The sequence below is a fragment of the Arthrobacter sp. NQ4 genome, assembly GCF_029077345.1.
GTDB lineage: Bacteria > Actinomycetota > Actinomycetes > Actinomycetales > Micrococcaceae > Arthrobacter.
Genome location: NZ_JARETC010000002.1, coordinates 473006 through 495762, shown reverse-complemented (window position 1 = coordinate 495762; position 22757 = coordinate 473006). Strand labels below are relative to the sequence as shown.

General features: G+C 67.7%; 18 protein-coding genes, 2 tRNA genes and 1 riboswitch. Of the genes, 19 read left to right on the top strand and 1 reads right to left on the bottom strand.

Going from position 1 to position 22757, the window contains the following annotated elements; translation table 11 throughout:
* Window positions 1–412: 412 nt before the first annotated feature.
* The 15 genes from PUN51_RS06125 (at window position 413) to mctP (ending at window position 16201) form a co-directional block, all read left to right on the top strand.
* Complete coding sequence (locus tag PUN51_RS06125) at window positions 413–3808, top strand: Rne/Rng family ribonuclease (RefSeq protein WP_275180248.1); 3396 nt, start codon at window positions 413–415, stop codon at window positions 3806–3808.
* Window positions 3809–3988: 180 nt separating this feature from the next.
* A riboswitch (TPP riboswitch) is annotated at window positions 3989–4086 on the top strand.
* A gap of 7 nt (window positions 4087–4093) precedes the next feature.
* On the top strand, window positions 4094–5614 hold the full coding sequence (gene thiD / locus PUN51_RS06120; RefSeq protein WP_275180284.1) for a bifunctional hydroxymethylpyrimidine kinase/phosphomethylpyrimidine kinase: 1521 nt from the start codon (window positions 4094–4096) through the stop codon (window positions 5612–5614).
* A 263-nt stretch (window positions 5615–5877) separates the two neighbouring features.
* Complete coding sequence (rplU, locus tag PUN51_RS06115; RefSeq protein WP_003803420.1) at window positions 5878–6186, top strand: 50S ribosomal protein L21; 309 nt, start codon at window positions 5878–5880, stop codon at window positions 6184–6186.
* Between the two features lie 61 nt (window positions 6187–6247).
* Window positions 6248–6511: a 50S ribosomal protein L27 gene (gene rpmA / locus PUN51_RS06110; RefSeq protein WP_009372867.1), complete on the top strand. Its 264-nt coding sequence runs from the start codon at window positions 6248–6250 to the stop codon at window positions 6509–6511.
* 118 nt (window positions 6512–6629) lie between these two features.
* Window positions 6630–8219, top strand: coding sequence for a GTPase ObgE (gene obgE, locus PUN51_RS06105; protein WP_275180247.1), 1590 nt, complete (start codon window positions 6630–6632; stop codon window positions 8217–8219).
* A gap of 4 nt (window positions 8220–8223) precedes the next feature.
* Window positions 8224–9360 (top strand): glutamate 5-kinase, encoded by a 1137-nt coding sequence (gene proB, locus PUN51_RS06100; protein WP_275180246.1) that lies wholly within the window; start codon window positions 8224–8226, stop codon window positions 9358–9360.
* Window positions 9361–9386: 26 nt separating this feature from the next.
* On the top strand, window positions 9387–10769 hold the full coding sequence (locus PUN51_RS06095) for a glutamate-5-semialdehyde dehydrogenase (protein WP_275180245.1): 1383 nt from the start codon (window positions 9387–9389) through the stop codon (window positions 10767–10769).
* A 78-nt stretch (window positions 10770–10847) separates the two neighbouring features.
* Window positions 10848–11087 carry a hypothetical protein gene (locus tag PUN51_RS06090; RefSeq protein WP_159631808.1) on the top strand — a complete coding sequence of 80 codons (240 nt, stop codon included), beginning with the start codon at window positions 10848–10850 and terminating at the stop codon, window positions 11085–11087.
* Between the two features lies 1 nt (window position 11088).
* Complete coding sequence (gene nadD / locus PUN51_RS06085) at window positions 11089–11757, top strand: nicotinate-nucleotide adenylyltransferase (protein WP_370871783.1); 669 nt, start codon at window positions 11089–11091, stop codon at window positions 11755–11757.
* A gap of 7 nt (window positions 11758–11764) precedes the next feature.
* A complete protein-coding gene (locus PUN51_RS06080; RefSeq protein WP_275180244.1) occupies window positions 11765–13018 on the top strand; it encodes a hypothetical protein in 1254 nt (417 codons plus the stop codon).
* 42 nt (window positions 13019–13060) lie between these two features.
* Window positions 13061–13462 carry a ribosome silencing factor gene (gene rsfS / locus PUN51_RS06075; protein ID WP_275180243.1) on the top strand — a complete coding sequence of 134 codons (402 nt, stop codon included), beginning with the start codon at window positions 13061–13063 and terminating at the stop codon, window positions 13460–13462.
* Window positions 13463–13576: 114 nt separating this feature from the next.
* A tRNA-Ala gene (locus PUN51_RS06070) sits at window positions 13577–13649 on the top strand.
* A gap of 239 nt (window positions 13650–13888) precedes the next feature.
* Window positions 13889–13961: transfer RNA gene (locus PUN51_RS06065), tRNA-Ala, on the top strand.
* A 195-nt stretch (window positions 13962–14156) separates the two neighbouring features.
* On the top strand, window positions 14157–14528 hold the full coding sequence (locus PUN51_RS06060) for a DUF3311 domain-containing protein (protein ID WP_275180242.1): 372 nt from the start codon (window positions 14157–14159) through the stop codon (window positions 14526–14528).
* A complete protein-coding gene (gene mctP / locus PUN51_RS06055; protein ID WP_224026295.1) occupies window positions 14525–16201 on the top strand; it encodes a monocarboxylate uptake permease MctP in 1677 nt (558 codons plus the stop codon). The genes PUN51_RS06060 and mctP overlap by 4 nt, the downstream gene beginning before the upstream one ends.
* 89 nt (window positions 16202–16290) lie before the next feature.
* Here the strand turns inward: mctP and PUN51_RS06050 are convergent, their stop codons facing one another.
* The gene (locus PUN51_RS06050; protein WP_275180241.1) at window positions 16291–17664 is read right to left on the bottom strand and encodes an SAM-dependent methyltransferase; all 1374 of its coding nucleotides are present in this window, start codon (window positions 17662–17664) and stop codon (window positions 16291–16293) included.
* 46 nt (window positions 17665–17710) lie between these two features.
* Between PUN51_RS06050 and PUN51_RS06045 the strand changes: the two genes are divergently transcribed.
* The 4 genes from PUN51_RS06045 (at window position 17711) to PUN51_RS06030 (ending at window position 22757) form a co-directional block, all read left to right on the top strand.
* On the top strand, window positions 17711–18793 hold the full coding sequence (locus PUN51_RS06045) for an FAD-dependent oxidoreductase (protein ID WP_224026293.1): 1083 nt from the start codon (window positions 17711–17713) through the stop codon (window positions 18791–18793).
* A 50-nt stretch (window positions 18794–18843) separates the two neighbouring features.
* Window positions 18844–20016 (top strand): class I SAM-dependent methyltransferase, encoded by a 1173-nt coding sequence (locus PUN51_RS06040; RefSeq protein ID WP_275180240.1) that lies wholly within the window; start codon window positions 18844–18846, stop codon window positions 20014–20016.
* Window positions 20017–20197: 181 nt separating this feature from the next.
* Window positions 20198–21397: an ROK family transcriptional regulator gene (locus tag PUN51_RS06035; RefSeq protein ID WP_159631815.1), complete on the top strand. Its 1200-nt coding sequence runs from the start codon at window positions 20198–20200 to the stop codon at window positions 21395–21397.
* A gap of 7 nt (window positions 21398–21404) precedes the next feature.
* On the top strand, window positions 21405–22757 hold the full coding sequence (locus PUN51_RS06030) for an extracellular solute-binding protein (protein WP_275180239.1): 1353 nt from the start codon (window positions 21405–21407) through the stop codon (window positions 22755–22757).

Here is a 22757-nt window from a genome sequence, read left to right as displayed (position 1 = left end):
CTCCTGTGCCTGATTGTAACGCCGGTGGCTGGACCCACCACACAGCAACGGGAACAGCAACGCCCGCTTCCGCGGCGATCCAGCGCGGGTATGAGAGAATGAACGTGGCTGGAAGCCGATCCACATTCGGACTCCGGTCCGGTGGTTTGTTCCCAAGACCGCCAATGATGAGCAGGGCAGGCTTTGGATTCTTCCGGCACACCCGCGACTCCATTGGGCGGCACCTGGTTGTGGCACGCAGAACAACGGGTTTTCAGAACATCCACCGGCTCCCACGGGCTGCCGCACCCCAATGACGGTGCGAACCTGGGAGTATCCACTTGACTTCTGTCAATGCCTGCGGGTGTTGACAATATGTGCCCCAATGGGTGCCGGATGTGGCGGTACGTCAGGGGCAGGAGTGTTGCCACATATGGACAATGATCAAGAGCTGGCCGTTAACGACGAAGCAGTGGCTGCCGGCGCTGCTGCCCCCAAGAGGGCTCCGCGGACCCGCCGCAAGGCGGCTTCCAGGGCCGGGGACGCCCCCACGGATGCCGTGAGCACGGCACCGGAAGTTGCCGAAGCACCCGCCGCTGAAGAAGCCGGCACTGAAGAGGCCACCACAGCGGCCAAGGCTCCCGCCCGGCGCACCCTGTCCCGGAAGAAGGCGGACGCAGCAGAACCGTTGCCCGCTTTCGCCGCCGAAGCGGAACCGGCCGCCGCTGCCCCCAGTGGCACCCCCGCCACCGCGTCGGGTGCAGCTGATGAAAGCGCCGCTGCCGTTCCTGCCCCGGACACAACGGCAGACGCCGAAACCAAGCCGGTCCGCCGCCGTCGGGTAGCTACCCGCAAGGCTGCGTCGCCGGTTTCCGCCCCGGAAGCGGCCTCCGCAGCCGCCGCCGAAGTGGCGCCGGAACCGGCCGGGCCCGAAGCCGTGGTGCCCGAAGCCGCGGACCAGGCCGCCGCGCAGAACGTGGAGCAGGCGCAGGAGCCCGCCGCCCAGGAACCCGCCGCCGCGCCCGCAGCTGCCGCCGCACCGGAGGCCGCCCGGCAGGAGCAGGCGCCTGACGCCGCCGGAACGAAGGACGGCGGCGCCGCCGCCAGCCCGTTTGGCTCCCTCTTCCTGGAACCGGCGTCGCCGACGTCCGTGCTCTTCCAGGCACCGGACCTCAGCACCGTGGTCCGGCCCGCCGCGCCCGTCGCGGAGGAGCCTGAAGAGGAAGAGACCGAAGACACCGACGATTCCTCCAGCCGCCGCCGGCGCCGCAGCCGTGGCCGCAGGGGCCGCAGCCGCATCGGCGACAGGACGGAAGAGGACAACGAGGACGGCAGCGCTGAGGCTGACGCCGAGGACGAGGCTGACGAGGATACCGCCGGCCAGCTGGAGGACGGTGTAACCTCCCGCCGCCGGCGCCGCCGCCGCCGCGGGGACCAGGACCTTGAACTCACGGGCGGCGGGGATGACGACCCGCCCAACACGGTGACCAGGGTCCGTGCGCCGCGCGCCGTCAGTGAAGCACCCGTGAGCAACCGCGTGACCAGCGTTAAGGGCTCCACCCGCCTGGAGGCCAAGAAGCAGCGCCGCCGCGAATCCCGTGACACCGGCCGCCGCCGCACGGTCATTACCGAGGCCGAGTTCCTGGCGCGCCGGGAGTCCGTGGACCGGCAGATGATCGTCCGCCAGCGCGACGACAGAATCCAGATCGCCGTCCTCGAAGACGGTGTCCTGGCCGAACACTTCGTGTCCAAGACGCAGCAGGACTCGCTGATCGGCAACGTGTACCTGGGCAAGGTCCAGAACGTGCTGCCGTCCATGGAAGCCGCATTCGTGGACATCGGGCGCGGCCGCAACGCCGTCCTGTACGCGGGCGAGGTCAACTGGGAGGCCGTCAACCTGGAGGGCAAGCAGCGGCGCATCGAAAACGCGCTGAAGTCCGGTGACACCGTCCTGGTCCAGGTGACCAAGGACCCGGTGGGCCACAAGGGTGCCCGCCTCACCAGCCAGATCTCCCTGCCCGGCCGCTACCTGGTGTACGTACCCGGCGGTTCCATGACCGGCATCTCCCGCAAGCTGCCCGACGTCGAACGCAACCGGCTCAAGCGCATCCTCAAGGACCGCCTGCCGGAGCACGCCGGTGTGATTGTCCGTACCGCGGCCGAGGGCGCTTCCGAGGAAGAGCTGACGCACGACATCAACCGGCTTCGCGCCCAGTGGGAGGGCATCGAAAGCCAGTCCACGTCCACCAAGATCCTGGCTCCCGAGCTGCTCTACGGCGAACCCGATCTGACCATCAAGGTGGTCCGCGACGTCTTCAACGAGGACTTCTCCAAGCTCATCGTTTCCGGTGAGGAAGCCTGGGACACCATCGAGGCCTACGTCACCTATGTGGCGCCGGACCTTGTGGGCCGCCTTGAGAAGTGGACCAAGGACCAGGACATCTTCGCCGCCTGGCGCATCGACGAGCAGATCCACAAGGCGCTTGAACGGAAGGTCTTCCTGCCCTCCGGCGGCTCCCTGGTGATCGACCGTACCGAGGCGATGACCGTGGTGGACGTCAACACGGGCAAGTTCACCGGCAGCGGCGGCAACCTTGAGGAGACCGTCACCAAGAACAACCTTGAGGCAGCCGAGGAAGTGGTGCGCCAGCTGAGGCTGCGCGACATCGGCGGCATCATCGTGATCGACTTCATCGACATGGTGCTCGAATCCAACCGCGACCTGGTCCTGCGCCGACTGGTGGAGTGCCTGGGCCGTGACCGGACCAAGCACCAGGTGGCCGAGGTCACCTCGCTTGGCCTGGTCCAGATGACCCGCAAGCGCATGGGCACCGGACTGCTGGAAGTCTTCGGCGAACAGTGCGAGGCCTGCGCCGGCCGTGGCGTTGTGACCCACGACGATCCCGTGGAGCACCGCCGCGCCAACATCGTTGCCGCCGAGCACCACGTCCAGCGCACCGACAACCGGCCCGAAGCCCACGCGGAAGCCCGTCCGGAAGGGCAGCGGAACGACAATACCCAGCCCGGCGTGCGTACTGAACGCAAGCGGCGGCGCGGACGCGGCGGGCAGCAGCCCGAAGCGGCCCCGGCACCTGCCGTCCACGTGCACACGGTCCAGCCGGACCCGTCGGACGCCGAGCGGCACGCCAAGGCGGAGGCCACCAGGCTTGCCCTGGCGAACATTGCCGCTGCGGCCCACGCTGCCCACCTGCATGACGATGAGGTGGCGGCAGCCCGGCAGGTGCCTTCCGTGGAGCCTGCGCCGGCGCCCGTCGAGGAGAAGCACGACGCCGATGCCCCGGCACGTCCTGCGGCTGTCCTGACGTTCGGAGGCGAGGAAGTCCCGCTTCCGTTCGTGGAGCATGCTGAGGAACAGCATCCCCTGCCCGCCCTCACCCTGGACCGGCTCGCGGAAGCGTTCGCCCACCTTGGGCAGCCGGCTTCCCCTGTGGAGAACGCGCCTGCCAAGACCGCCGAGGCCGTGAAGGTGCCGGAGGCTGCGGCGCCGGAACGGCAGCACGACGGCGGGGGAGCGGAAGCCCGCGCCGCCGCAACGGAAGCTGCAGCCGGAAAGGACTACTCCGACCACACGCTGGAGCAGTCGCGGCAGCGCAGGCCGCGGCGCCACCGTGCCGCCAGCCGTGCCCAGGGTGCCGCCAACGAGACCGCCGTCCAGCATCACGAAAACGTCCAGGCGGCAGGCGCAGGCCATTCGCACGCGGCCAAGGCTCCCGAACCCGTGAAGCCCCAGCAGGCACCGGCGGAACCGGGCAAGGCGCCCGAGGAACCCATCATCCTCGGCGTGGGTGTGCCTGCCTCGGAGCTCTAGGCGCAGGAGTTACCGGCCAAACGGCCACGCAGTAAGGAATCCCCGTCCTGCGGACGATTCACCCGGGAAGCGCCGTGGGAATCGGCCGTGTGGCGGGGATTCCTGCTGCTGCGAGGTTGTTGTTTCCTTGACCCGAGGGCTGTCATCCTTTCCTCCTGGTGCGGCCTACGGGCTAGGGTGGAAACCGACACGGGGTGCCGCGCAGAAGGCCGGCTGAGATCCAGACCCGTTGAACCTGTCCGGCTAGTACCGGCGAAGGGATGTCTCTTGTCTTCGACCCTTTCCATGCCCCTTCCTGCTGCCTCCGGCGTTCCCACCGCGCTGCCCCCGGGCCGGGACGTCCCGCGGGTCCTCTCGATCGCGGGCTCCGACCCGTCCGGTGGCGCCGGCATCCAGGCCGACCTCAAAAGCATTGCCGCCCACGGCGGATACGGTATGGCTGCCATCACCGCCCTGACGGCACAGAACACCCGTGGCGTGCAGGCTGTCCACGTTCCTCCGGCCGCTTTCCTCGCCGAACAACTGGACGCGGTCAGCGACGATATCTCCATCGACGCGGTCAAGATCGGCATGCTGGGCGACGAGAGCGTCATCCGCACTGTCCGGCATTGGCTGGAGAAGGTGCGCCCCGCCGTCGTGGTCCTCGACCCCGTGATGGTGGCCACCAGTGGTGACCGGCTGCTGAAGGAATCCGCGGAGGCTGCCCTCCGCGAACTGCTGCCCCTGGCGCACCTCATCACTCCCAACCTCCCGGAGCTTGCCATGCTGGTGGGCGGGGACCCTGCCGGGACCTGGCCGGCGGCGCTGGACCAGGGAAGGCGCCTTGCCGAAGCCACCGGAGCCACCGTGCTGGTCAAGGGTGGCCACCTCGCGGGTGCAGACTGCCCGGACGCGCTGGTCAACACGGCCGGCCTCCTGTCCCAGGAAGTGGTGGAAGTGCACGGCAAACGAATTTCCACCCGCAACAGCCATGGCACCGGCTGCTCCCTGTCCTCCGCGATGGCCACCGTCCAGGCACGCCTTGGGGACTGGGAGGCATCGCTCCTGACGGTCAAGCCATGGCTGGCCGGCGCCCTTGAGAACTCGGAGCAGCTTGAGGTGGGCCAGGGCAACGGCCCCGTGCACCATTTCCACCATGTGCGGCCGGCCCCCGCGGAAGGCGCTTTCGCTGCCCGGCTGTGGACGGAAGCCCAGCAGGACGTGGCGGACATCTACGCCCTGGACTTCATCCGCGGCCTGGCCTCCGGAGACCTTGCTGAGAAGGACTTTGCCTACTACCTGGCGCAGGATGCCCTGTACCTGAACGGCTACTCCCGCGTCCTCGCCCGGGCCAGTGCCCTGGCCCCCTCCGAAGCGGAGCAGCTGTTCTGGGCCGGTTCCTCGCAGCAATGCCTGGAGGTGGAGTCGGAGCTGCACCGCTCATGGCTCAGCACCCGCCCTGCCCAGGGCGGACTTGGCCCCGTCACCAAGGCCTACGTGGACCACCTCACTGCAGCGTCGGCGTCGGGAAGTTACGCCGTCCTGGCCGCCGCTGTTCTGCCCTGTTTCTGGCTCTACGCCGAGGTAGGGGAAAAGCTGCACGCCCAGTTCCTCGCCTCGGGAGCGCCTGACGGCCACGCCTACGCAGCCTGGCTCCGGACCTACGCCGACGAGGGCTTCGCCGAAGCCACCCGGCGGGCCATCGCCATCGTGGACGCGGCAGGGCGGAAGGCCTCCGACCATGAACAGGCGGCGATGGTGACCGCCTTCAGGCAGTCCTGCCGCCTGGAAGTGGAATTCTTCGACGCGCCGAGGCTGCATGCCTGACCCCTGCGGGCAGCACCGCCGCTATTATGGAGGGGCATGGTTGCGGTGCAGCTTGTCGGGGTGTGGTTACTACCACAGCCGGGCCGCCGGAACCAGCCTCATTTGCGGCCGTAGATGGATTTAGCGTATTCTGGATCTTCGGTGCTTACGCCAACACTTGGGTTATGACCCCACGGCGTTGAGGCACAGCGAGAACCCTGGCTTTTCCGAGTCGGTTCCGCACGCAAATTTTGTAATAAACGTCGAGAGAAGTGAGTTCCCAAGTGGTGTACGCGATTGTCCGCGCAGGCGGCCGCCAAGAGAAGGTTTCCGTTGGAGACTTCGTTACCCTGAACCGCGTCGCCGGTGGAGCCGGCAGCACCATCGAGCTGCCCGCACTGCTCCTGGTTGATGGTGACAAGGTCACCTCCGCCGCCGCTGACCTGGCCAAGGTAACTGTTACGGCTGAAATCCTCCAGGACCTGCGTGGTCCTAAGATTGTCATCCAGAAGTTCAAGAACAAGACCGGCTACAAGAAGCGCCAGGGTCACCGCCAGGAACTGACCAAGGTCAAGATCACCGGCATCAAGTAACCACCGGTTACTGTTCAGGTATTTCAACAGATTCCCCAGAATTTAGAGGCAGGCATTTCAGATGGCACATAAAAAGGGCGCGAGCTCCACTCGCAACGGTCGCGATTCCAACGCTCAGTACCTCGGCGTCAAGCGCTTCGGCGGCCAGGTAGTTTCCGCAGGCGAGATCATCGTCCGCCAGCGTGGCACCCACTTCCACCCGGGCGCCGGCGTTGGCCGTGGCGGCGACGACACGCTGTTCGCACTGACCCCGGGCGCCGTTGAGTTCGGCACCCGCCGCGGTCGTCGCGTCGTCAACATCGTTGCTGCTGCAGCTGCAGAGTAACAACCAGTTCTGAAGCGGTGGAGCGGGCCTGAGGGTCCGCTCCACTGTTCTTTTAACCGCATTACAATCGATGTGGCGTCCGCGGGCGCCCATCTAAACAGCATTTGAGGAGATCCACGTGGCCAGCTTTGTAGACCGGGTAGTCCTGCACGTATCCGGCGGAACCGGCGGCCACGGATGCGTCTCCGTCCACCGCGAGAAGTTCAAGCCGCTGGGCGGACCCGACGGCGGCAACGGCGGCAACGGCGGCGACGTCATCCTCCGGGTGGACCAGCAGACCACCACCCTCCTCGACTACCACCACGCACCCCACCGGCACGCCAGCAACGGCGGACCCGGCATGGGCGACTGGCGCGGCGGAAAGAACGGCGAGACCCTCGTGCTGCCGGTGCCGGACGGCACCGTGGTCAAGACCAAGGACGGTGAAGTCCTGGCGGACCTCGTCGGCGAAGGTACCGAGTTTGTGGCTGCCGCCGGCGGCATCGGCGGCCTGGGCAACGCGGCCCTCTCCTCCCAGAAGCGCCGTGCCCCGGGCTTCGCGCTGCTTGGCATCGAGGGGGATTCCCGGGACATCGTCCTGGAACTGAAGTCCATTGCCGATATCGCCCTGGTGGGCTTCCCGTCCGCCGGCAAGTCCAGCCTGATCGCGGCCATGTCCGCTGCGCGGCCCAAGATCGCCGACTACCCGTTCACCACCCTGGTTCCCAACCTGGGCGTGGTGCAGGCCGGCGAAGTGCGGTTCACCATCGCCGATGTTCCCGGCCTCATCGAAGGCGCCAGCGAGGGTCGGGGCCTGGGCCACAACTTCCTGCGCCACGTTGAGCGCTGCGCGGCCCTGGTCCACGTACTCGATTGCGGCACCCTGGAGTCCGACCGTGACCCGCTCACGGACCTCGCCATCATCGAAGGTGAGCTTGAGAAGTACGCCGTCGACATGAGCTACGCGGGCCAGGACGGCGAAGTGGTTCCCCTGAACCACCGCCCGCGGCTGGTCGCGCTGAACAAGGTGGACCTGCCCGACGGCAAGGACATGGCCGAGTTCGTGCGCCCGGAACTCGAGTCGCGGGGCTACCGCGTCTTCGAGGTGTCCGCCACCAGCCATGAGGGCCTGCGCCAGCTCGGTTTCGCCATGGCGGAGATCGTCAAGGCCGCCCGCGACGCGGTGGCGGCGGCCCCGCCCAAGGTACAGCCCGTGGTGCTGCGCCCGCGCGCCGTCAACGAAGCCGGGTTCAAGATCCGCCGCGAGGAAAAGAACCTGGAGCCGCTGTTCCGCGTCCTGGGCGAAAAGCCCGAGCGCTGGGTCAAGCAGACAGACTTCACCAACGAAGAGGCCATCGGCTACCTGGCGGACCGGCTTGCCCGGCTCGGTGTGGAAACCGAACTGTTCAAGCAGGGCGCCAAGCCCGGCGATACGGTGGTCATCGGTGACGATGACGGCGTCGTCTTCGACTGGGAGCCCACCATGATGGCGGGGGCTGAGCTGCTGGCCTCGCCGCGCGGCACCGACGTCCGGTTCGCCGATATCGGCGACCGCCCCACCCGCAGCCAGAAGCGCGAAGAGCAGCAGGAGCGCCGCGATGCCAAGGCTGCCGCCCGCGCCGAACTTGAGGCGGAGCGCAAGGCCGGCATCTGGACCGAGTCCGTCAGTGGCCGCCGTGCCGCCCGACCCGTCAAGGAAAGCGGACTGGAAGCGGACGATGACCTCTAGGGGCATGACCGCAGTACCGGCCGGACGTGCTGCGGACAGAAGCGCGCTGGCCGGTGCCCGCCGGATCGTGGTCAAGGTGGGATCCTCTTCCCTGACCAGCATCAAGGGCGGCATCTCGGAGGAATCGCTGACTGCCCTGGCTGACGCACTGGCTGCCAAGCGCAACGCAGGCGCCGAAATCATCCTGGTGTCCTCCGGTGCGATCGCTGCGGGGCTGGCTCCCCTCGGGCTGGCCAAGCGTCCCCGTGACCTGGCTACCCAGCAGGCCGCGGCCAGCGTGGGCCAGGGGCTCCTGATGGCCCGGTACACCCAGGCCTTCGGTGCACACGGCGTCACCGTAAGCCAGGTCCTGCTGACGGCAGAAGACCTGATGCGGCGCAGCCAGCACACCAATGCCCTCCGCGCCATGGACCGGCTGCTGAACCTCGGGGTGGTCCCCGTGGTCAACGAAAACGACACCGTGGCCACCCACGAGATCCGCTTTGGCGACAACGACCGGCTCGCGGCCCTGGTGGCGCACCTGGTGCGCGCCGATGCGCTCGTGCTGCTGTCCGACGTCGACTCCCTCTACGACGGTCCGCCCGCCCAGGGTGCCAAGCGCATCCCGCTGGTCACCGGCGCGCACGACCTCGAGGGCGTGTCCATCGGCAAAGCGGGCAAGGCCGGCGTGGGCACCGGGGGCATGATGACCAAAGTGGAAGCTGCCAGCATGGCGGCAGGATCGGGGATCCACGCCCTGGTAACCTCCACGCCCAATGCTGCCGCAGCCCTGAACGGCGAGGACGTGGGCACGTGGTTCTCGGTCAACGGATCCCGCAAACCGGTACGCCTCCTTTGGCTGGCACACGTTGCCTCGGTGCAGGGCCGGCTGGTGCTGGACGACGGTGCCGTGCGCGCCGTGCGGCACCACCGCACGTCCCTCCTGCCGGCTGGCATCTCCGCGGTCCACGGCGACTTTGAAGCGGGCGACGCCGTCGAACTGGCCGGAGCCGACGGCACCGTCGTTGCGCGCGGGCTGGTGAATTACTCGTCGGAGGAGCTGCCGCGGATGCTGGGGCGCTCCACGCACGAGCTGGGCGAGGCACTGGGCAGCGGCTATGACCGTGAAGTTGTTCATGTTGACGACCTGGTGCTGGTCTGAGCTGCCGGCTCGCCTAAACTTGGATCATGACTGAAGCCCTGATCCATACTGCTGAAAATTCCGGAACCACCGCTGCGCAGGCGCAGCCGGGTCCCGCAGCAGAACCGGCATCGGCTGAGGTGCCCGTTTCGGGTGCGGACGTATCCGCCGCGGAAGTGGAGGCGGCTGTCCACGCCATCACTGACCGGTCCCGCCACGCCGCCCGCAGGATGGCCACCGCCAACCGGGCCTGGAAAGACCGGGCCCTCCGCGCCGTGGGCGCCGCCCTGCAGGAGAACGTCCCGGCCATTCTTGCCGCCAACGCGATGGACGTGCAGCGGGGCAAGGCCAACGGCACCTCCGCCGCCCTCCTGGACCGGCTTACCCTTACCGAAACACGCGTAGCCGGGCTCGTTGCCGCCCTCGAGAACCTGGCCAACCTCCCGGACCCCGTGGGCAACGTGGTGCGCGGGCAGACGCTCCCCAACGGGCTGCGCCTCCGCCAGGTCAACGTGCCCATGGGTGTGGTGGCAGCCATCTACGAGGCACGGCCCAACGTCACCGTTGACATCGCAGGGCTGGCCCTGAAGAGCGGAAACGCCGTCATCCTCCGCGGCGGCAGCGCAGCAGAAGCCACCAACCAGGTGCTGGTCCGGATCCTGCGCGAAGCCCTGGAATCCGTGGGCCTGCCCGCTGACGCAGTCCAGACGGTGGACCAGTACGGCCGTGCGGGCGCCGCCGTCCTGATGAAGGCCCGGGGCAGGGTGGATGTCCTGATTCCCCGCGGCGGCCGGGACCTGATCCAGACCGTGGTCACCAACTCCGCCGTGCCGGTCATCGAAACGGGGGAGGGAAACGTCCACATCTTCATCGATGAGTCCGCCGACGAGAACATGGCCGTGGAGATCCTGCTCAACGCCAAGACGCAGCGGCCCAGTGTCTGCAATACCGTGGAGACGCTGCTGGTCCATTCGGGCTCAACCGTCTTGCCCGCCGTCGCGGCTGCCCTGCGCAGCGCCGGTGTCCGCCTCCATGTGGACGGGCGCATCAGCGCCGCGCTGCCTCCCGCCATCGAAACCGAGCCGGCGACGGACGTGGACTGGGGAACCGAATACATGGACCTGGACCTGGCTGTGGCCATGGTGGACAGCCTGGACGAAGCCGTCCAGCACATCCGGACCTGGTCCACCGGACACACGGAAGCGATCCTCACCAACAGCCTCGCCAACGCCGAGCGGTTCATCGCCGAGGTTGACTCCGCTGCCGTGATCGTCAACGCCTCCACCAGGTTTACCGACGGCGGGGAGCTGGGCCTGGGTGCCGAGGTGGGCATCTCCACGCAGAAGCTCCACGCCCGCGGCCCCATGGGCCTGACCGAGCTCACCACCACGAAGTGGATCGTCCAGGGCGAAGGCCAGGTCCGCGGGTAGCAACGCGGTAACATAGACCAGAACCCGGAAGGCAGTGGAAAGTTCCGCTGCCTCTAAATCCTTGAACAAAGGGAGAAAATGCTGCTCCAGCAGATTGCCACGTCCGTCGCCGCCGCAGGTGAATCAGGCCATGAGGAGCTTGCGCCGCTGTGGGCCGAGCCGTGGGTCTTTGGCGTATCCATGTTCGCCATCCTGGTCGTGCTGATGCTCATCGCCTGGTCCTACAACAACCTCGGCAACCGGCACGCCGCCACGGACGAGCACGCTGATCCGCACCGCCAGCACCCCAACAAGCACGATCGCGGGCAGGGCCACTAAGATTTCCCACAACCTGCAACGCAATGGGGCCCGGGGGAGGCTGCGGCTGGGCGTGATGGGCGGAACCTTCGATCCCATCCACCACGGCCACCTTGTGGCTGCCAGCGAAGTCGCGGCGGAGTTCGACCTCGATGAGGTGGTCTTCGTCCCCACCGGGCAGCCATGGCAAAAGTCCCATAAACAGGTCAGCGAGCCCGAGCACCGCTACCTGATGACCGTCATCGCCACGGCGTCCAATCCGCGCTTCACCGTCAGCCGTGTCGATGTTGACCGCCCGGGTCCCACCTACACCATCGACACCCTCCGCGACCTGAGGGCCCAGCGCCCCGACGCAGACCTGTTCTTCATCACCGGCGCGGACGCCCTGGCGCAGATCCTGTCCTGGAAGGACATCGACGAACTGTGGTCACTCGCGCACTTCGTGGGCGTCACCCGGCCCGGCCATGTCCTTGACGGAATGGGCCGTGATGATGTCAGCCTGCTCGAAGTGCCCGCCATGGCCATCTCGTCGACGGACTGCCGTGCCCGCGTGGCTGCGAACAACCCGGTCTGGTACCTGGTCCCGGACGGGGTAGTCCAGTACATCGCCAAGTACGGCCTGTATTCCGACGCACCCGCAGGCGCGGATGACCCAACTTCCGAAGCACGCGAACCAGCCAGTACTGAATGAGTTCTCAATGAGTCAGGAACAGCCCCCAATCCGCAGCCGCCGGGAACTCCGGAAGGCCAGGGACGCCCAACAGGCTGCCCTGCCTGCCACGGAGCAGCGCCCGCCTGCCGCAAACCGGCCGGCTGACAGCGCGCCCTCGCGGGACGGCAAGGACCCGGCGGCCCGTCCCGGTCCTGCCGGGGGAGCCGCCGCTGCAGCGCGCCCGCAGGCAGCTCCGGACCCGACGGCTACGCAGCGCTCCTCCCAGATCCGGGCCCGCGACCGCGCCGCGCTGCGCACCATCAAGGAGCTTGAGGAAAAGGAAGGGCAGCTTGCTGCGGGCGGCCCCCCTACCCGGCGCCAGCTGCGGTTGCAGCAACTCAAAGAGCAGGCGCTGACTGCCGCCAATCCCATCGTTCCGGCCGCCGCTGCTCCGGCACCCAAGGCCACGCCCGCACGTGAAGACGGTGCGGCGGGGGAGAAGGCGGAGGATGTAAAGACTGCGCCCGGAACCGCCCCAGACGGCATGACGGTGGAACAGGCCCTGGAAGCGCGCGCCCTCATCGCCGCGCAGGCCAGGAACCAGATCGCCAAGATGGAGCACATTGCCTCCCTGGATCCGGAAGTCGTGGATCCGGACATCCTGGCGGAACAGATTGCCCTTGCCGAACGGGCCGCGGTCATGAACCGCCGGGCCATGGCACGGCAGAAGCTTGCCGAACAGGCCGGCAGCCCCGCCGCCACCGGCAGCCCTGCCGCTCCGGGCAGGGACTCCGCGCCGAAGGACAAGCCCGGCCCGTCCACCGCCAGCAACCTGGCCATGGTGACGCCGCTGGAGTTCGTGCAGGTGCCCGGCGTCGAGCGGCCGGTCATGAAGCCGCCGGCCACCTCCCATGTCCCGGTCACCACCCGGCCCGGAACCAAGGTCCCCGGAACCAAAGTCCCCGGCGCTGGAAAACGGCGGCCTGCTGCCCGGCCCAAGGCACCCGCCCCGGACTCCGCGACCGGCCGCTCCCAGGTCATCGCGCGTGCCGAGGCAGCCGCCAAAGCCGCCAACCGCCCTCAACCCGTATCGCGCCCGGCAGAACAGTCGGAGGACCTCTTCGAGGACCTTCCCCGGGTTCCTGCCCGGTCCGCCTACGGACTCGATCCCCTGGACGCCGCCACGGCGGGCCTGGGCAGGGCCCGCCGGAACCGGATCCTCCAGTTCTGCATCCTCGCGTTCGGGATCCTGGCCCTCGTCGCCGGCATCATCCTGATCGTCAGCGGCATGTCCCGCTGACCCGCCGGCCGGCATCAACACTTAACCCAAACAAGGAGTCCCGTGACTGCAACAGAATCGTCCATCGCCATAGCCCGCACGGCTGCCAAAGCTGCCGCGGACAAGATCGCCCAGGACATCGTCGCCATGGATGTGAGCGAACGCCTGTCCCTCGCCGATGTCTTCCTCATCGCCTCGGCGCCCAGCGAACGCCAGGTCAACGCCATCGTCGACGGCATCGAGGAAGAACTCGCCAAGCAGGACCTTCGCCCGGTCCGCCGCGAGGGCAGGTCCGGCGGCCGGTGGGTCCTGCTGGATTACGCCGACGTCGTGATCCATGTCCAGCACGAGGAAGACCGCGTCTTCTACGCCCTGGAACGCCTCTGGAAGGACTGCCCCGTGGTGGACCTGCAGCTCGGCGACGACTCCTCCGCCAAAGCCGCTGCGGTTTCCGACAGCGAGTAGCCTCCGCCCGGCGGTGAATATTCCCGATTTGGAATTTTCGGAATTGCTGTTCTAAGATATTTGAGTTGCTTCGGGGGAGACCCCGGGGAAAGCAGCACAGAGCAGCAACAATCCGGGGCTGTGGCGCAGCTGGTAGCGCACCTGCATGGCATGCAGGGGGTCAGGGGTTCGAGTCCCCTCAGCTCCACCGGTAAGTCCGCCGGAACCACTTTGGTTCCGGCGGACTTTTTTGTGCCCACATTCCGGATGCCCGCATTGCACCTGCGCCCGGACTTTGCAACCCCCGCGTTCCCCGGTGATTTGTCCACGAGCGGGTGCATTAAGGGCCTGGGCGGCGGCAGATGGCGGCCGATTGGCGTCCAGCGGAAAAGTGCATTACTCTGGTCAGGTTGCTCCGGGGAATTCGACCGGAAGCGGCAAAAGTACGGGGCTGTGGCGCAGCTGGTAGCGCACCTGCATGGCATGCAGGGGGTCAGGGGTTCGAGTCCCCTCAGCTCCACCGATACGCCGGAAAAGGGAACCATCACCACGTGATGGTTCCCTTTTTTGTTGCCACCGGCAACCGATAGGGGCGCTAACCCTTCCGGCGCAGGTCAAAGCGCGGTACAACTGTGATTGAGGGCACATCGTCCCGCCTCCGGACTGCTTTCATCCAAGGCGGCGGCCGCGGGACGGGCTGACGAGGAGGTCGCAGATGTCCCACGCAGACGGCTACAGCCCGGACGGCGAAGCCTTTCCCGAAGAATCCCGCCTGACGCGGGACACCGCCATCCGCGGACCTGCCAGGCCCGCTCCCTACATAGGCGCCGGCATCCTGCTGGCCGCCGCCATTCTCTTTCCCCTCATGCCGCAGCTCTACGCTTTTGATGCGCCACGGCTCGGCGGGATGCCATTCTTCTACTGGTACCAGCTGCTGTGGGTGCCGGTCTCCGCGATCCTGACCGGCAGCGCGTACTGGCTGGTCACCAGGGAAGACCGACGACGGCGGGCCGAGGCCCGTGCAGGCGGCCCGCCCCAGGCAGGCGCTGCCTCCGCCGGGACCGGCTTGGGAGGGGACCGGCCATGAACACCCGCGAGATCAACTGGACAGCCCTGATCATTGTGGTGCTGCTCTTCGTCATCGTGGCCGTGATGGGCTTCCTGGCCGCCAAGTGGCGCCGCAGCACGGAAGTGGAGGGGCTGCACAGCCTGGATGAGTGGGGCCTGGGCGGGCGTGGCTTCGGCACCTGGATCACCTGGTTCCTGTTGGGCGGGGACCTCTACACCGCTTACACCTTTGTGGCAGTGCCGGCGGCAATGTGGGCCACCGGCGCCGTGAGCGGTTTCTTCGCCGTGCCGTACACGATCGTCCTGTATCCGATCATCTTCATCATCATGAGCCGGTTGTGGTCCGTCTCCCACCGCCATGGCTACGTCACCTCGGCGGACTTCGTGGGCGGCCGCTACGGCAGCCGCTGGCTGTCCCTGGCCGTCGCCGTCACCGGGATCGTGGCCACCATGCCCTACATCGCGCTGCAGCTGGTGGGCATCAAGGCGGTGCTGACCGTGCTTGGTCTGGGGAGCTCCGGCAACGTCCTGCTGACCGACCTGCCGCTGATCCTCGCCTTCGTGGTCCTGGCCGCATACACCTACACCTCGGGCCTGCGCGCCCCGGCGATGATCGCGGTCGTCAAGGACCTGCTGATCTACCTCGCCGTCATTGTGGCCGTCATCTACCTGCCCATCAAATTCGGTGGCTGGGACACCATTTTTGGCGCAGCCCAGACCAAGCTCGGCGCGGTGAACCAGGCCACGGGCAAGCCGGCAGGGGTCTTTGTCCCCGGCGCGGCCAACTACTCCGCCTACTGGTCCCTGGCACTCGGCTCGGCCATGGCGCTGTTCATGTACCCGCACTCAGTGACGGCGGTGCTGGCCTCGAAGGCCCGCAACACCATCCGCCGCAACGCCGCCATCCTGCCGCTGTACTCGCTGATGCTCGGCTTCCTGGCACTGCTGGGTTTCGTGGCCATCAAGGCGGGTACCAAGCCGATCGACCTGGACGGATCAGTCAATCCGCAGCTGGTGGTTCCCCAGCTGTTCCTTGACCACTTCCCGGCCTGGTTTGCCGGAATCGCACTGGCCGCGATCGCCATCGGGGCCCTCGTGCCGGCAGCGATCATGTCCATTGCTGCCGCAAACATGTTCACCCGGAACATCTACCGCGACTTCATCCGCCCGGACGTCGATCCAAAGACCGAGGCAAAGGTGTCCAAGATTGTCTCCCTGGTGGTGAAGGTGGGCGCCCTGGTCTTCGTGATCGCCATGGACCAGTCGGCAGCCATCAACATGCAGCTGCTGGGCGGCATCTGGATCCTGCAGACCTTCCCCGCCGTCGTGGCCGGCCTCTACACCCGGTGGTTTGACCGCTGGGCCCTCCTGGTCGGCTGGGCGGTGGGCATCATCTTCGGAACCGTCTCCGCCTACAACGTGGTCAACCCGGTGACCAAGGCGCACTTCGGCGGGTCCGTGGCTCCGATCCCCGGCACCGACTTCAGCGTCTACATCGCGGTGTCGGCGTTCGCACTGAACCTGGTGGTCGCCGCCTTGCTGACCCTGGTGATGCGGGCCCTCAAGGTCCGGACCGGCGAAGACCTCACCCGGCCCACGGACTACGCCGCCGACGAAACGGATCCTAAAGTGGTGCAGATCGAAAAGACCCAGCATTTCACCCAGCCTGGCGGACCTTCCCCGGTGGCCTAGCCGAACTGAGGCCTGGCCCCGGGGTCACCAAGCCGCCCTCCTGCCGGGTTACGTCCCGGCAGGAGGGCGGCTTCGCCACAGCGCTTTCGTCACAGCCAGGAAGTCCGGCGCAACGGCGGTTCCTCCCCGCCCGGCCGGCGGACCAGGACCTGGTTGACTCCGGTGAGTCCATTTTCGAATCCAATGGCGCTGGCTGCCATGTACAGCCGCCACACCCGTGCGCGCCCCTCCCCGGCCAGACGTATCGCTTCCGCCCAGTTCTGCTCCAGCCGCCTGACCCAGGCCCGGAGGGTCAGTGCGTAATGGGGCCGCAGCGCCTCCACGTCGAGGACTTCGAACCGGGCAGTTTCCAGGGCGGACACCATCTCGCCGAGGCTGATCATTTCACCGTCGGGGAAGACGTAGCGGGGGATGAACGAGTCGGGATCGGGGGCGGTGGGGCCGGCGTTCCAGGAGATGGCGTGGTTCAGCAGCCGTCCACCGGGGCGCAGCAGCCCGAAGAGCGCGGCGGCGTACTCGGGGGTCTGGGCCCGTCCCACGTGCTCTGACATGCCGATGGAACTGATGGCGTCGTACGGCCCGTCCTGCACGTCGCGGTAATCCTGGACCCGGATTTCGATACTGTCCGTGAGGCCGGCGTCTGCTGCACGCTTACGCGCCAGCGTGGCCTGCTCCGTTGACAGCGTCACGCCCACCACCGTGGCGCCGTACCTGGCTGCAGCGTGGAGAGCGAAGCTGCCCCATCCGCATCCCACGTCGAGGACCCGCATTCCGGGCTGGAGGCCCAGCTTGCGGCAGACAAGGTCCAGCTTGGCCTCCTGCGCGGCGTCGAGGCCATCACTCAGGCCATCATCAGGCCCAGCCTCCGCTTCCGGCCCCGACCCGGCAGCTGCGCCCCCGGTGACAGGGCCGTCCGGCCACACGGCGCATGAGTAGACCATGGACGGTCCCAGCACCAGGGCGTAGAAGTCGTTGCCGACGTCGTAATGATGCGAGATGGCGGCCGAATCCCGGCCCCGGGAGTGCGTCCGGCCCTTCTTCGCGACGCGCGCCTCTTCGGGCGGCGGAGCAGGGTTGGGTCCGATGGCGCCAAGCCGGGCTGCGGTGCGCAGCAGCAGCCAGAGCTCACCGGCGGACAGCGGGCGGAACGGACCGGGTTCCGCGAACTTGCCCGCCGAACTCAAGGCCGTAAAGGCTGCGAAGATGTCACCGGGGGCCTCGATGTCGCCTGCCACGTACGCCCGGCTCAGTCCCAGCTGCCCCGGTGACCAGAGCATGCGCCGCAGTGCCTTGCGGGACTTGAACTCCAGCACCGGCGCGTCCGGCGGCCCGGCTTCCGAGCCGTCCCAGGCCCGCAACCGAAGGGGTATCTCTCCGGTCCCCAAAACCACTCCCAGGGCCTTTTCCAGCCGGGCGGCGTGCCCAGGGGTTCCCGTTCCCGCTGATGCTGCGTCAGTGTCCATGCGCCCACCCTACGGCCGGGCTGCCCTCCACGACTATCATGGGGGAGTGATTCCTGACCCAACCGATGTGGTGGTCATCGGGGCGGGCCAGGCAGGCCTGTCGGCCGCGTACCACCTGCAGCGCCGGGGGCTGGACTTTGCCGTGCTCGACGCCGAGGAAGGTCCCGGGGGCGCCTGGCGGCACCGCTGGAAGAGCCTGCGCATGGGCACCGTCAATGGGATCAGTGACCTGCCCGGCATCGCCAAACCCGACGTGGATCCTGCCGAACCGAGCTCCGAGTTCCTGACCCGCTATTTCGGGACCTATGAGGCCGAGGTGGGCCTTAACGTCCACCGCCCCGTTAAGGTCCGGGCCGTCAGGCGTGAAGACGGCGATCCGGCGGGGCGGCTGCGGATCGAAACGTCCGACGGCGACTGGAGCGCCAAAGCACTCATCAACGCCACGGGCACGTGGACCCGTCCGTTCTGGCCCATTTATCCGGGGCAGTCAACGTTCCGCGGCAGGCAGCTGCACGTGGCCGACTACGTCTCCGCGGAGGAGTTCCGCGGCCGGCATGTGATCGTGGTGGGCGGGGGCATCTCCGCCGTGGGTCTGCTCGAGGAGATATCACGCATCACCACCACCAGTTGGTTTACCCGCAGGGAACCGGTCTGGCGCGACGCTGGGTTTGATGCCAGGGCGGGCCACGACGCCGTGGCGCTCGTGGAGGAGCGGGTCCGCCAGGGGCTTCCGCCGCAAAGCGTTGTCTCGGTGACGGGCCTTATCTGGACGCCCGCCCTGCGCGCAGCCAGGGAGCGGGGCGCCCTGGACCGGCAGCCCATGTTCACCTCCATCGAACCCGGGGGTGTCCGCCGCGCCGACGGCAGCCTGCTGAGGGCCGACGTCATCCTCTGGGCCACCGGCTTCAGGGCCGAACTGGAACACCTGGCGCCGCTTCACCTGCGGGGGCCGGGCGGCGGGATCGCCATGGACGGAACCCAGGTGGCAGCCGAGCCGCGCGTCCACCTGGTGGGTTACGGCCCGTCGTCGTCCACCATTGGCGCCAACCGGGCGGGGCGCGCAGCAGTGGCTGCGATCCTGAAGCTGCCGGGCATTGCGGCGGCAGCGGAAACGGTAACGTTGGGGTGATGCCCCGGGTCCCGGGGCCGGCAAAAGCAACAGAAGGCGGCAGGACACCGGTGGCAGTAAACACCCTGGCGGACATCTTCGACGCACTGCGCCGGCGGCCCGATGTTGAGGCGCCCAACCTGCAGGCGTGGGACGCCACCGACAGGCTGCTGCTGGAGACCGCGGTGCAGCTTGGACGGGCAGGCACTGCCGTGGCCGTCATCGGGGACCGCTACGGGGCGTTGACGCTCGGCGCCTCCGAACTGCTTGCCCCGGACTCGCTGCGCGTACACCAGGACCTGGTCACCGGGGAACGGGCGCTGCGGCTTAACGCTGCCGAACTGTCGGCCAGGCGTGAGGCTGCCGGGCTTCCGGCGGACAGCGCCGGGTCCGGTTTCGTGCAGCTGCCCCTGGGGCCCGAACTGCTGGCCGGAGCGGACACCGTCCTGCTGCAGCTCCCCAAGACCCTGGCGGAGCTGGAGGAGATCGCTGCCGCCGTGGCCGGGCACGCCGCGCCGGATGTCCGCCTGCTGGCGGGTGGCCGGGTGAAGCACATGTCACTGGGCATGAACGCGGTCCTTGAACGGTACTTCGTTTCCGTGCAGCCCCAGCTCGCACGGCAAAAATCGCGGGTTCTCCTTGCTGCCGGCCCCAAAACCGCCACGGCCGCCCCGCGCTTTCCCGTGGTGGAGCACCTTGACGGGCTGGACCTGGACGTGGCCGCGCACGGCGCTGTTTTTGCCGGCGCCCGGCTGGACATGGGCACACGCTTCCTGCTGACGTTCCTGCCCGCCATGAAGCCGGCGCAGCACGCCGTCGACCTCGGCTGCGGCACCGGCATCCTCGCCGCGATGTATGCCAGGCAGTTCCCTTCGGCCGCCGTCACGGCAACGGACCAATCGGCGGCCGCCGTGCAGTCCGCGCTGGCCACCGCCCGCCTGAATGGACTTGCGGACCGGATCACGGTGCTGCAGGACGACGCGCTCAGCACCTTCCCTGACGGCTCGGTGGACGCCGTACTCCTGAACCCGCCGTTCCACGTTGGTGCCGGTGTGCACGCCGGTGCGGGGCTGAAAATGATCGAAGCGGCGGGACGGGTCCTGGCGCCCGGCGGCGAGCTGTGGACGGTCTACAACCGGCACCTGGCCTACCTCCCGGCGCTGGAGCGGCACGTAGGACCCACGGTGGTAGAGGGCCGGAACCCAAAGTTCACGGTCACCCGCAGCACACGCAGCTCACGCTGAGCCAATCCCCGGCCTCACCGGCCAAAACATCCGCCGCGCCGCTGCCCGCGCATGTGGGCGCGGGCGCACGCTTGACGTACGATTCAAAGCATCACCACCGCCAGGTAGCCGAAGACGTTTAGGGGACACAGTGTCTGAGATCCGCCAATCCTCTCCGAGGCGCGGAACCAACTTGCCCAGGATGGGGGACTTCAACCTCACCGTCATCCTCGACGCAATCCGCAGGACGTCCGGGGGACTCAGCCGGGTGGAACTCGCCCAGATCGTCGGCCTGTCGCCCCAGACCATTTCGAACATTTCCCGCCGGCTGCTGGACCAGCACCTGATCGTCGAGGCAGGCAAGGAGGGCAGCGGCCCCGGCAAGCCGCGCACCATCCTCCGCCTCAACCCCGGTGGCATGTACGCCCTGGGGGTCCACCTGGACCCGGCCGTGACAACGTTCGTGGTGCTGGACCTCGTCGGAGCAGTGGTACGGCACTCACGGATCAAGACCCCCGGCGGAAACGATCCGGCCGCCGTCATTGCCACCATCGCCGCGGAGCTGGCCCAGCTCGTGGAGGATTCCGGCGTGGACCAGGGCCGCATCGCAGGACTCGGAGTGGCCGCTCCCGGCCCCATCGACCTCGACCACGGCACCGTGGTGGACCCGCCGCTTCTTCCCGGGTGGGACCGGGTGGAACTGCGGGACGCCCTGGCCAAGGCCACCGGCTACTCCGTGCTGGTGGACAAGGATGTGACCAGCGCCGCCGTGGCGGAAACGTGGGCCGGCGGCCCCAGCGGCGCCGGCAGTTTCGTGTTCATGTACATGGGTACCGGCATCGGCTGCGGGATCGTCCTCAACGATGAAGTGGTCCGGGGGACGTCCGGCAACGCCGGCGAAATCGGCCACATCATCGTGGACCCGGGCGGACCCCTTTGCGACTGCGGACAGCGCGGCTGCGTCAAATCCTCCGCCATTCCGCAGGTCTTGGTGGCGGAAGCGGTGGCCGCGGGAATCCTGGAGGGCGCGCAGGCCGGGAGCGCCGCCGAAATCCAGCAGAGCTTTTCCGAGCTGTGCGCCCGTGCGTACGCAGGGGACGAAGGTGCCGCCGCCATCCTGGACAAATCCGCCGTCCTGGTTGCCCGGGCGGTCTCGGTGGTCACCAACACCCTCGATGTTGAACGGGTGGTCTTCGGCGGCCCGTTCTGGACCTGCCTGTCGCAGCGCTACCTCGAACTGGTCCCGCCGCTGCTGGACGCCAACAGCGCCGCCCGCCTGATCCACCCCATCGAAGTTGTGGGCACCGGGGTGGGGGAGGACGTCGGCGCCATCGGCGCAGCCTCGCTGGTCCTTGAACATACGCTCGCGCCCCGCGCCCAACGGCTCCTGCTGGAAAGCTGACCGCGACATGTTTCGCCGGGCATCCAAGACATTATCCGTGGTGGCCGCCGCGGTCATGGTCCTCGCAGCCTGCACGCCTGCCGATCCGGCGGGCGGAAACAGGACCATCAAGGTGGCATACCAGAAGACAGACTCGTTCACCGCCCTGGACACCATGTTCCAGAACGCGAAGAAGGAGTTCGAAGCCGCAAACCAGGGCGTCACGATCGAACTGCAGCCCATCCAGGCCAATGACGACGACTACGGCACCAAGCTGGCCCTGGCGCTGCGGTCGCCCTCCACCGCCCCGGACGTCTTCTACGAGGACACGTTCAAGGTCCGCTCCGATGTGGACGCCGGCTACCTCCTGAACCTCGACAGCCGCCTGTCCGGGTGGGGGGACTGGAACACGTTTGACGCGGGCGCCAAGGAAGCAGGCAAAGCGGACGACGGCGGCACGTACGCGGTGCCGCTGGGCACCGACACGCGCGCCATCTGGTACAACAAGAAGGTTTTTGAGGCTGCCGGCATCGGCCTGCCGTGGCGCCCGTCCAGCTGGCAGGACATCCTGGACACCGCCAGGAAGATCAAAGCCTCCCAGCCGGATGTGATCCCCTTCAACATGTATGCCGGCAAGGGCACCGGTGAAGGAAGCGTGATGCAGGGTTTCTACGAGCTCCTGTACGGCACCGGTGCGGGCCTTTATGACCAGGATTCGAAAAAGTGGGTCGTTGGCTCGGCCGGCTTCAAGGATTCGCTGACCTTCCTCGAAACCCTCTATGGGGAAAAGCTCGCAGTGCCCCCGGCCCAGGCGCTGGACCCGAACATCTGGAAGAAGGTGTTCGGCGAATGGTTCCCCAAGGCAAAACTTGGCGCAACCGTGGAAGGCTCCTACGCGCCGTCGTTCTGGCAGGACGGCGGAAGCTATGCCTGGCCGGGCTACGGGCAGGACATGGCAGTGGCACCGTTCCCAACCCAGACCGGGGCCGCGCCCGGTGCAGTGAGCATGTCCGGAGGGTGGACGTTGGCCCTTGGCGCGGAAACCAAGCAGCCCGACCTCGCGTTCAATTTCCTGACCACCGCCCTGAACGCAAAGAACTCCCTGGCGTTCACGGTGGACAGCTCGCAGATCGCCGTCCGCACCGACGTCGCCGCCGACCCCGGCTACCAGTCGGCCAACCCGTTCGTGAAGGACGTGTCCAGCCTGGTCGCGGTCACCAAATACCGGCCCGCGACGTCCGACTATCCACGCATCTCCGCTGCCGTGCAGGAGGCCACCGAGGCCGTGATCACCGGCAGCAGGACGCCGGAGCAGGCGGCGGCGGATTATGACACGGCCGTGGCCGGCATTGTGGGCGGCGACAAAACCATCCGGAAGTAG

What these genes read in the sequence shown, in the direction of transcription:
- PUN51_RS06030 (WP_275180239.1), top strand. Translation starts at nt 21,405, where the DNA reads ATGTTTCGCCGGGCATCCAAGACATTATCCGTGGTGGCCGCCGCGGTC.
- rpmA (WP_009372867.1), top strand. Translation starts at nt 6,248, where the DNA reads ATGGCACATAAAAAGGGCGCGAGCTCCACTCGCAACGGTCGCGATTCC.
- PUN51_RS06095 (WP_275180245.1), top strand. Translation starts at nt 9,387, where the DNA reads ATGACTGAAGCCCTGATCCATACTGCTGAAAATTCCGGAACCACCGCT.
- mctP (WP_224026295.1), top strand. Translation starts at nt 14,525, where the DNA reads ATGAACACCCGCGAGATCAACTGGACAGCCCTGATCATTGTGGTGCTG.
- PUN51_RS06050 (WP_275180241.1), bottom strand. Translation starts at nt 17,664, where the DNA reads ATGGACACTGACGCAGCATCAGCGGGAACGGGAACCCCTGGGCACGCC.
- PUN51_RS06060 (WP_275180242.1), top strand. Translation starts at nt 14,157, where the DNA reads ATGTCCCACGCAGACGGCTACAGCCCGGACGGCGAAGCCTTTCCCGAA.
- PUN51_RS06090 (WP_159631808.1), top strand. Translation starts at nt 10,848, where the DNA reads ATGCTGCTCCAGCAGATTGCCACGTCCGTCGCCGCCGCAGGTGAATCA.
- PUN51_RS06035 (WP_159631815.1), top strand. Translation starts at nt 20,198, where the DNA reads ATGGGGGACTTCAACCTCACCGTCATCCTCGACGCAATCCGCAGGACG.
- PUN51_RS06080 (WP_275180244.1), top strand. Translation starts at nt 11,765, where the DNA reads ATGAGTCAGGAACAGCCCCCAATCCGCAGCCGCCGGGAACTCCGGAAG.
- proB (WP_275180246.1), top strand. Translation starts at nt 8,224, where the DNA reads ATGACCGCAGTACCGGCCGGACGTGCTGCGGACAGAAGCGCGCTGGCC.
- thiD (WP_275180284.1), top strand. Translation starts at nt 4,094, where the DNA reads ATGCCCCTTCCTGCTGCCTCCGGCGTTCCCACCGCGCTGCCCCCGGGC.
- PUN51_RS06125 (WP_275180248.1), top strand. Translation starts at nt 413, where the DNA reads ATGGACAATGATCAAGAGCTGGCCGTTAACGACGAAGCAGTGGCTGCC.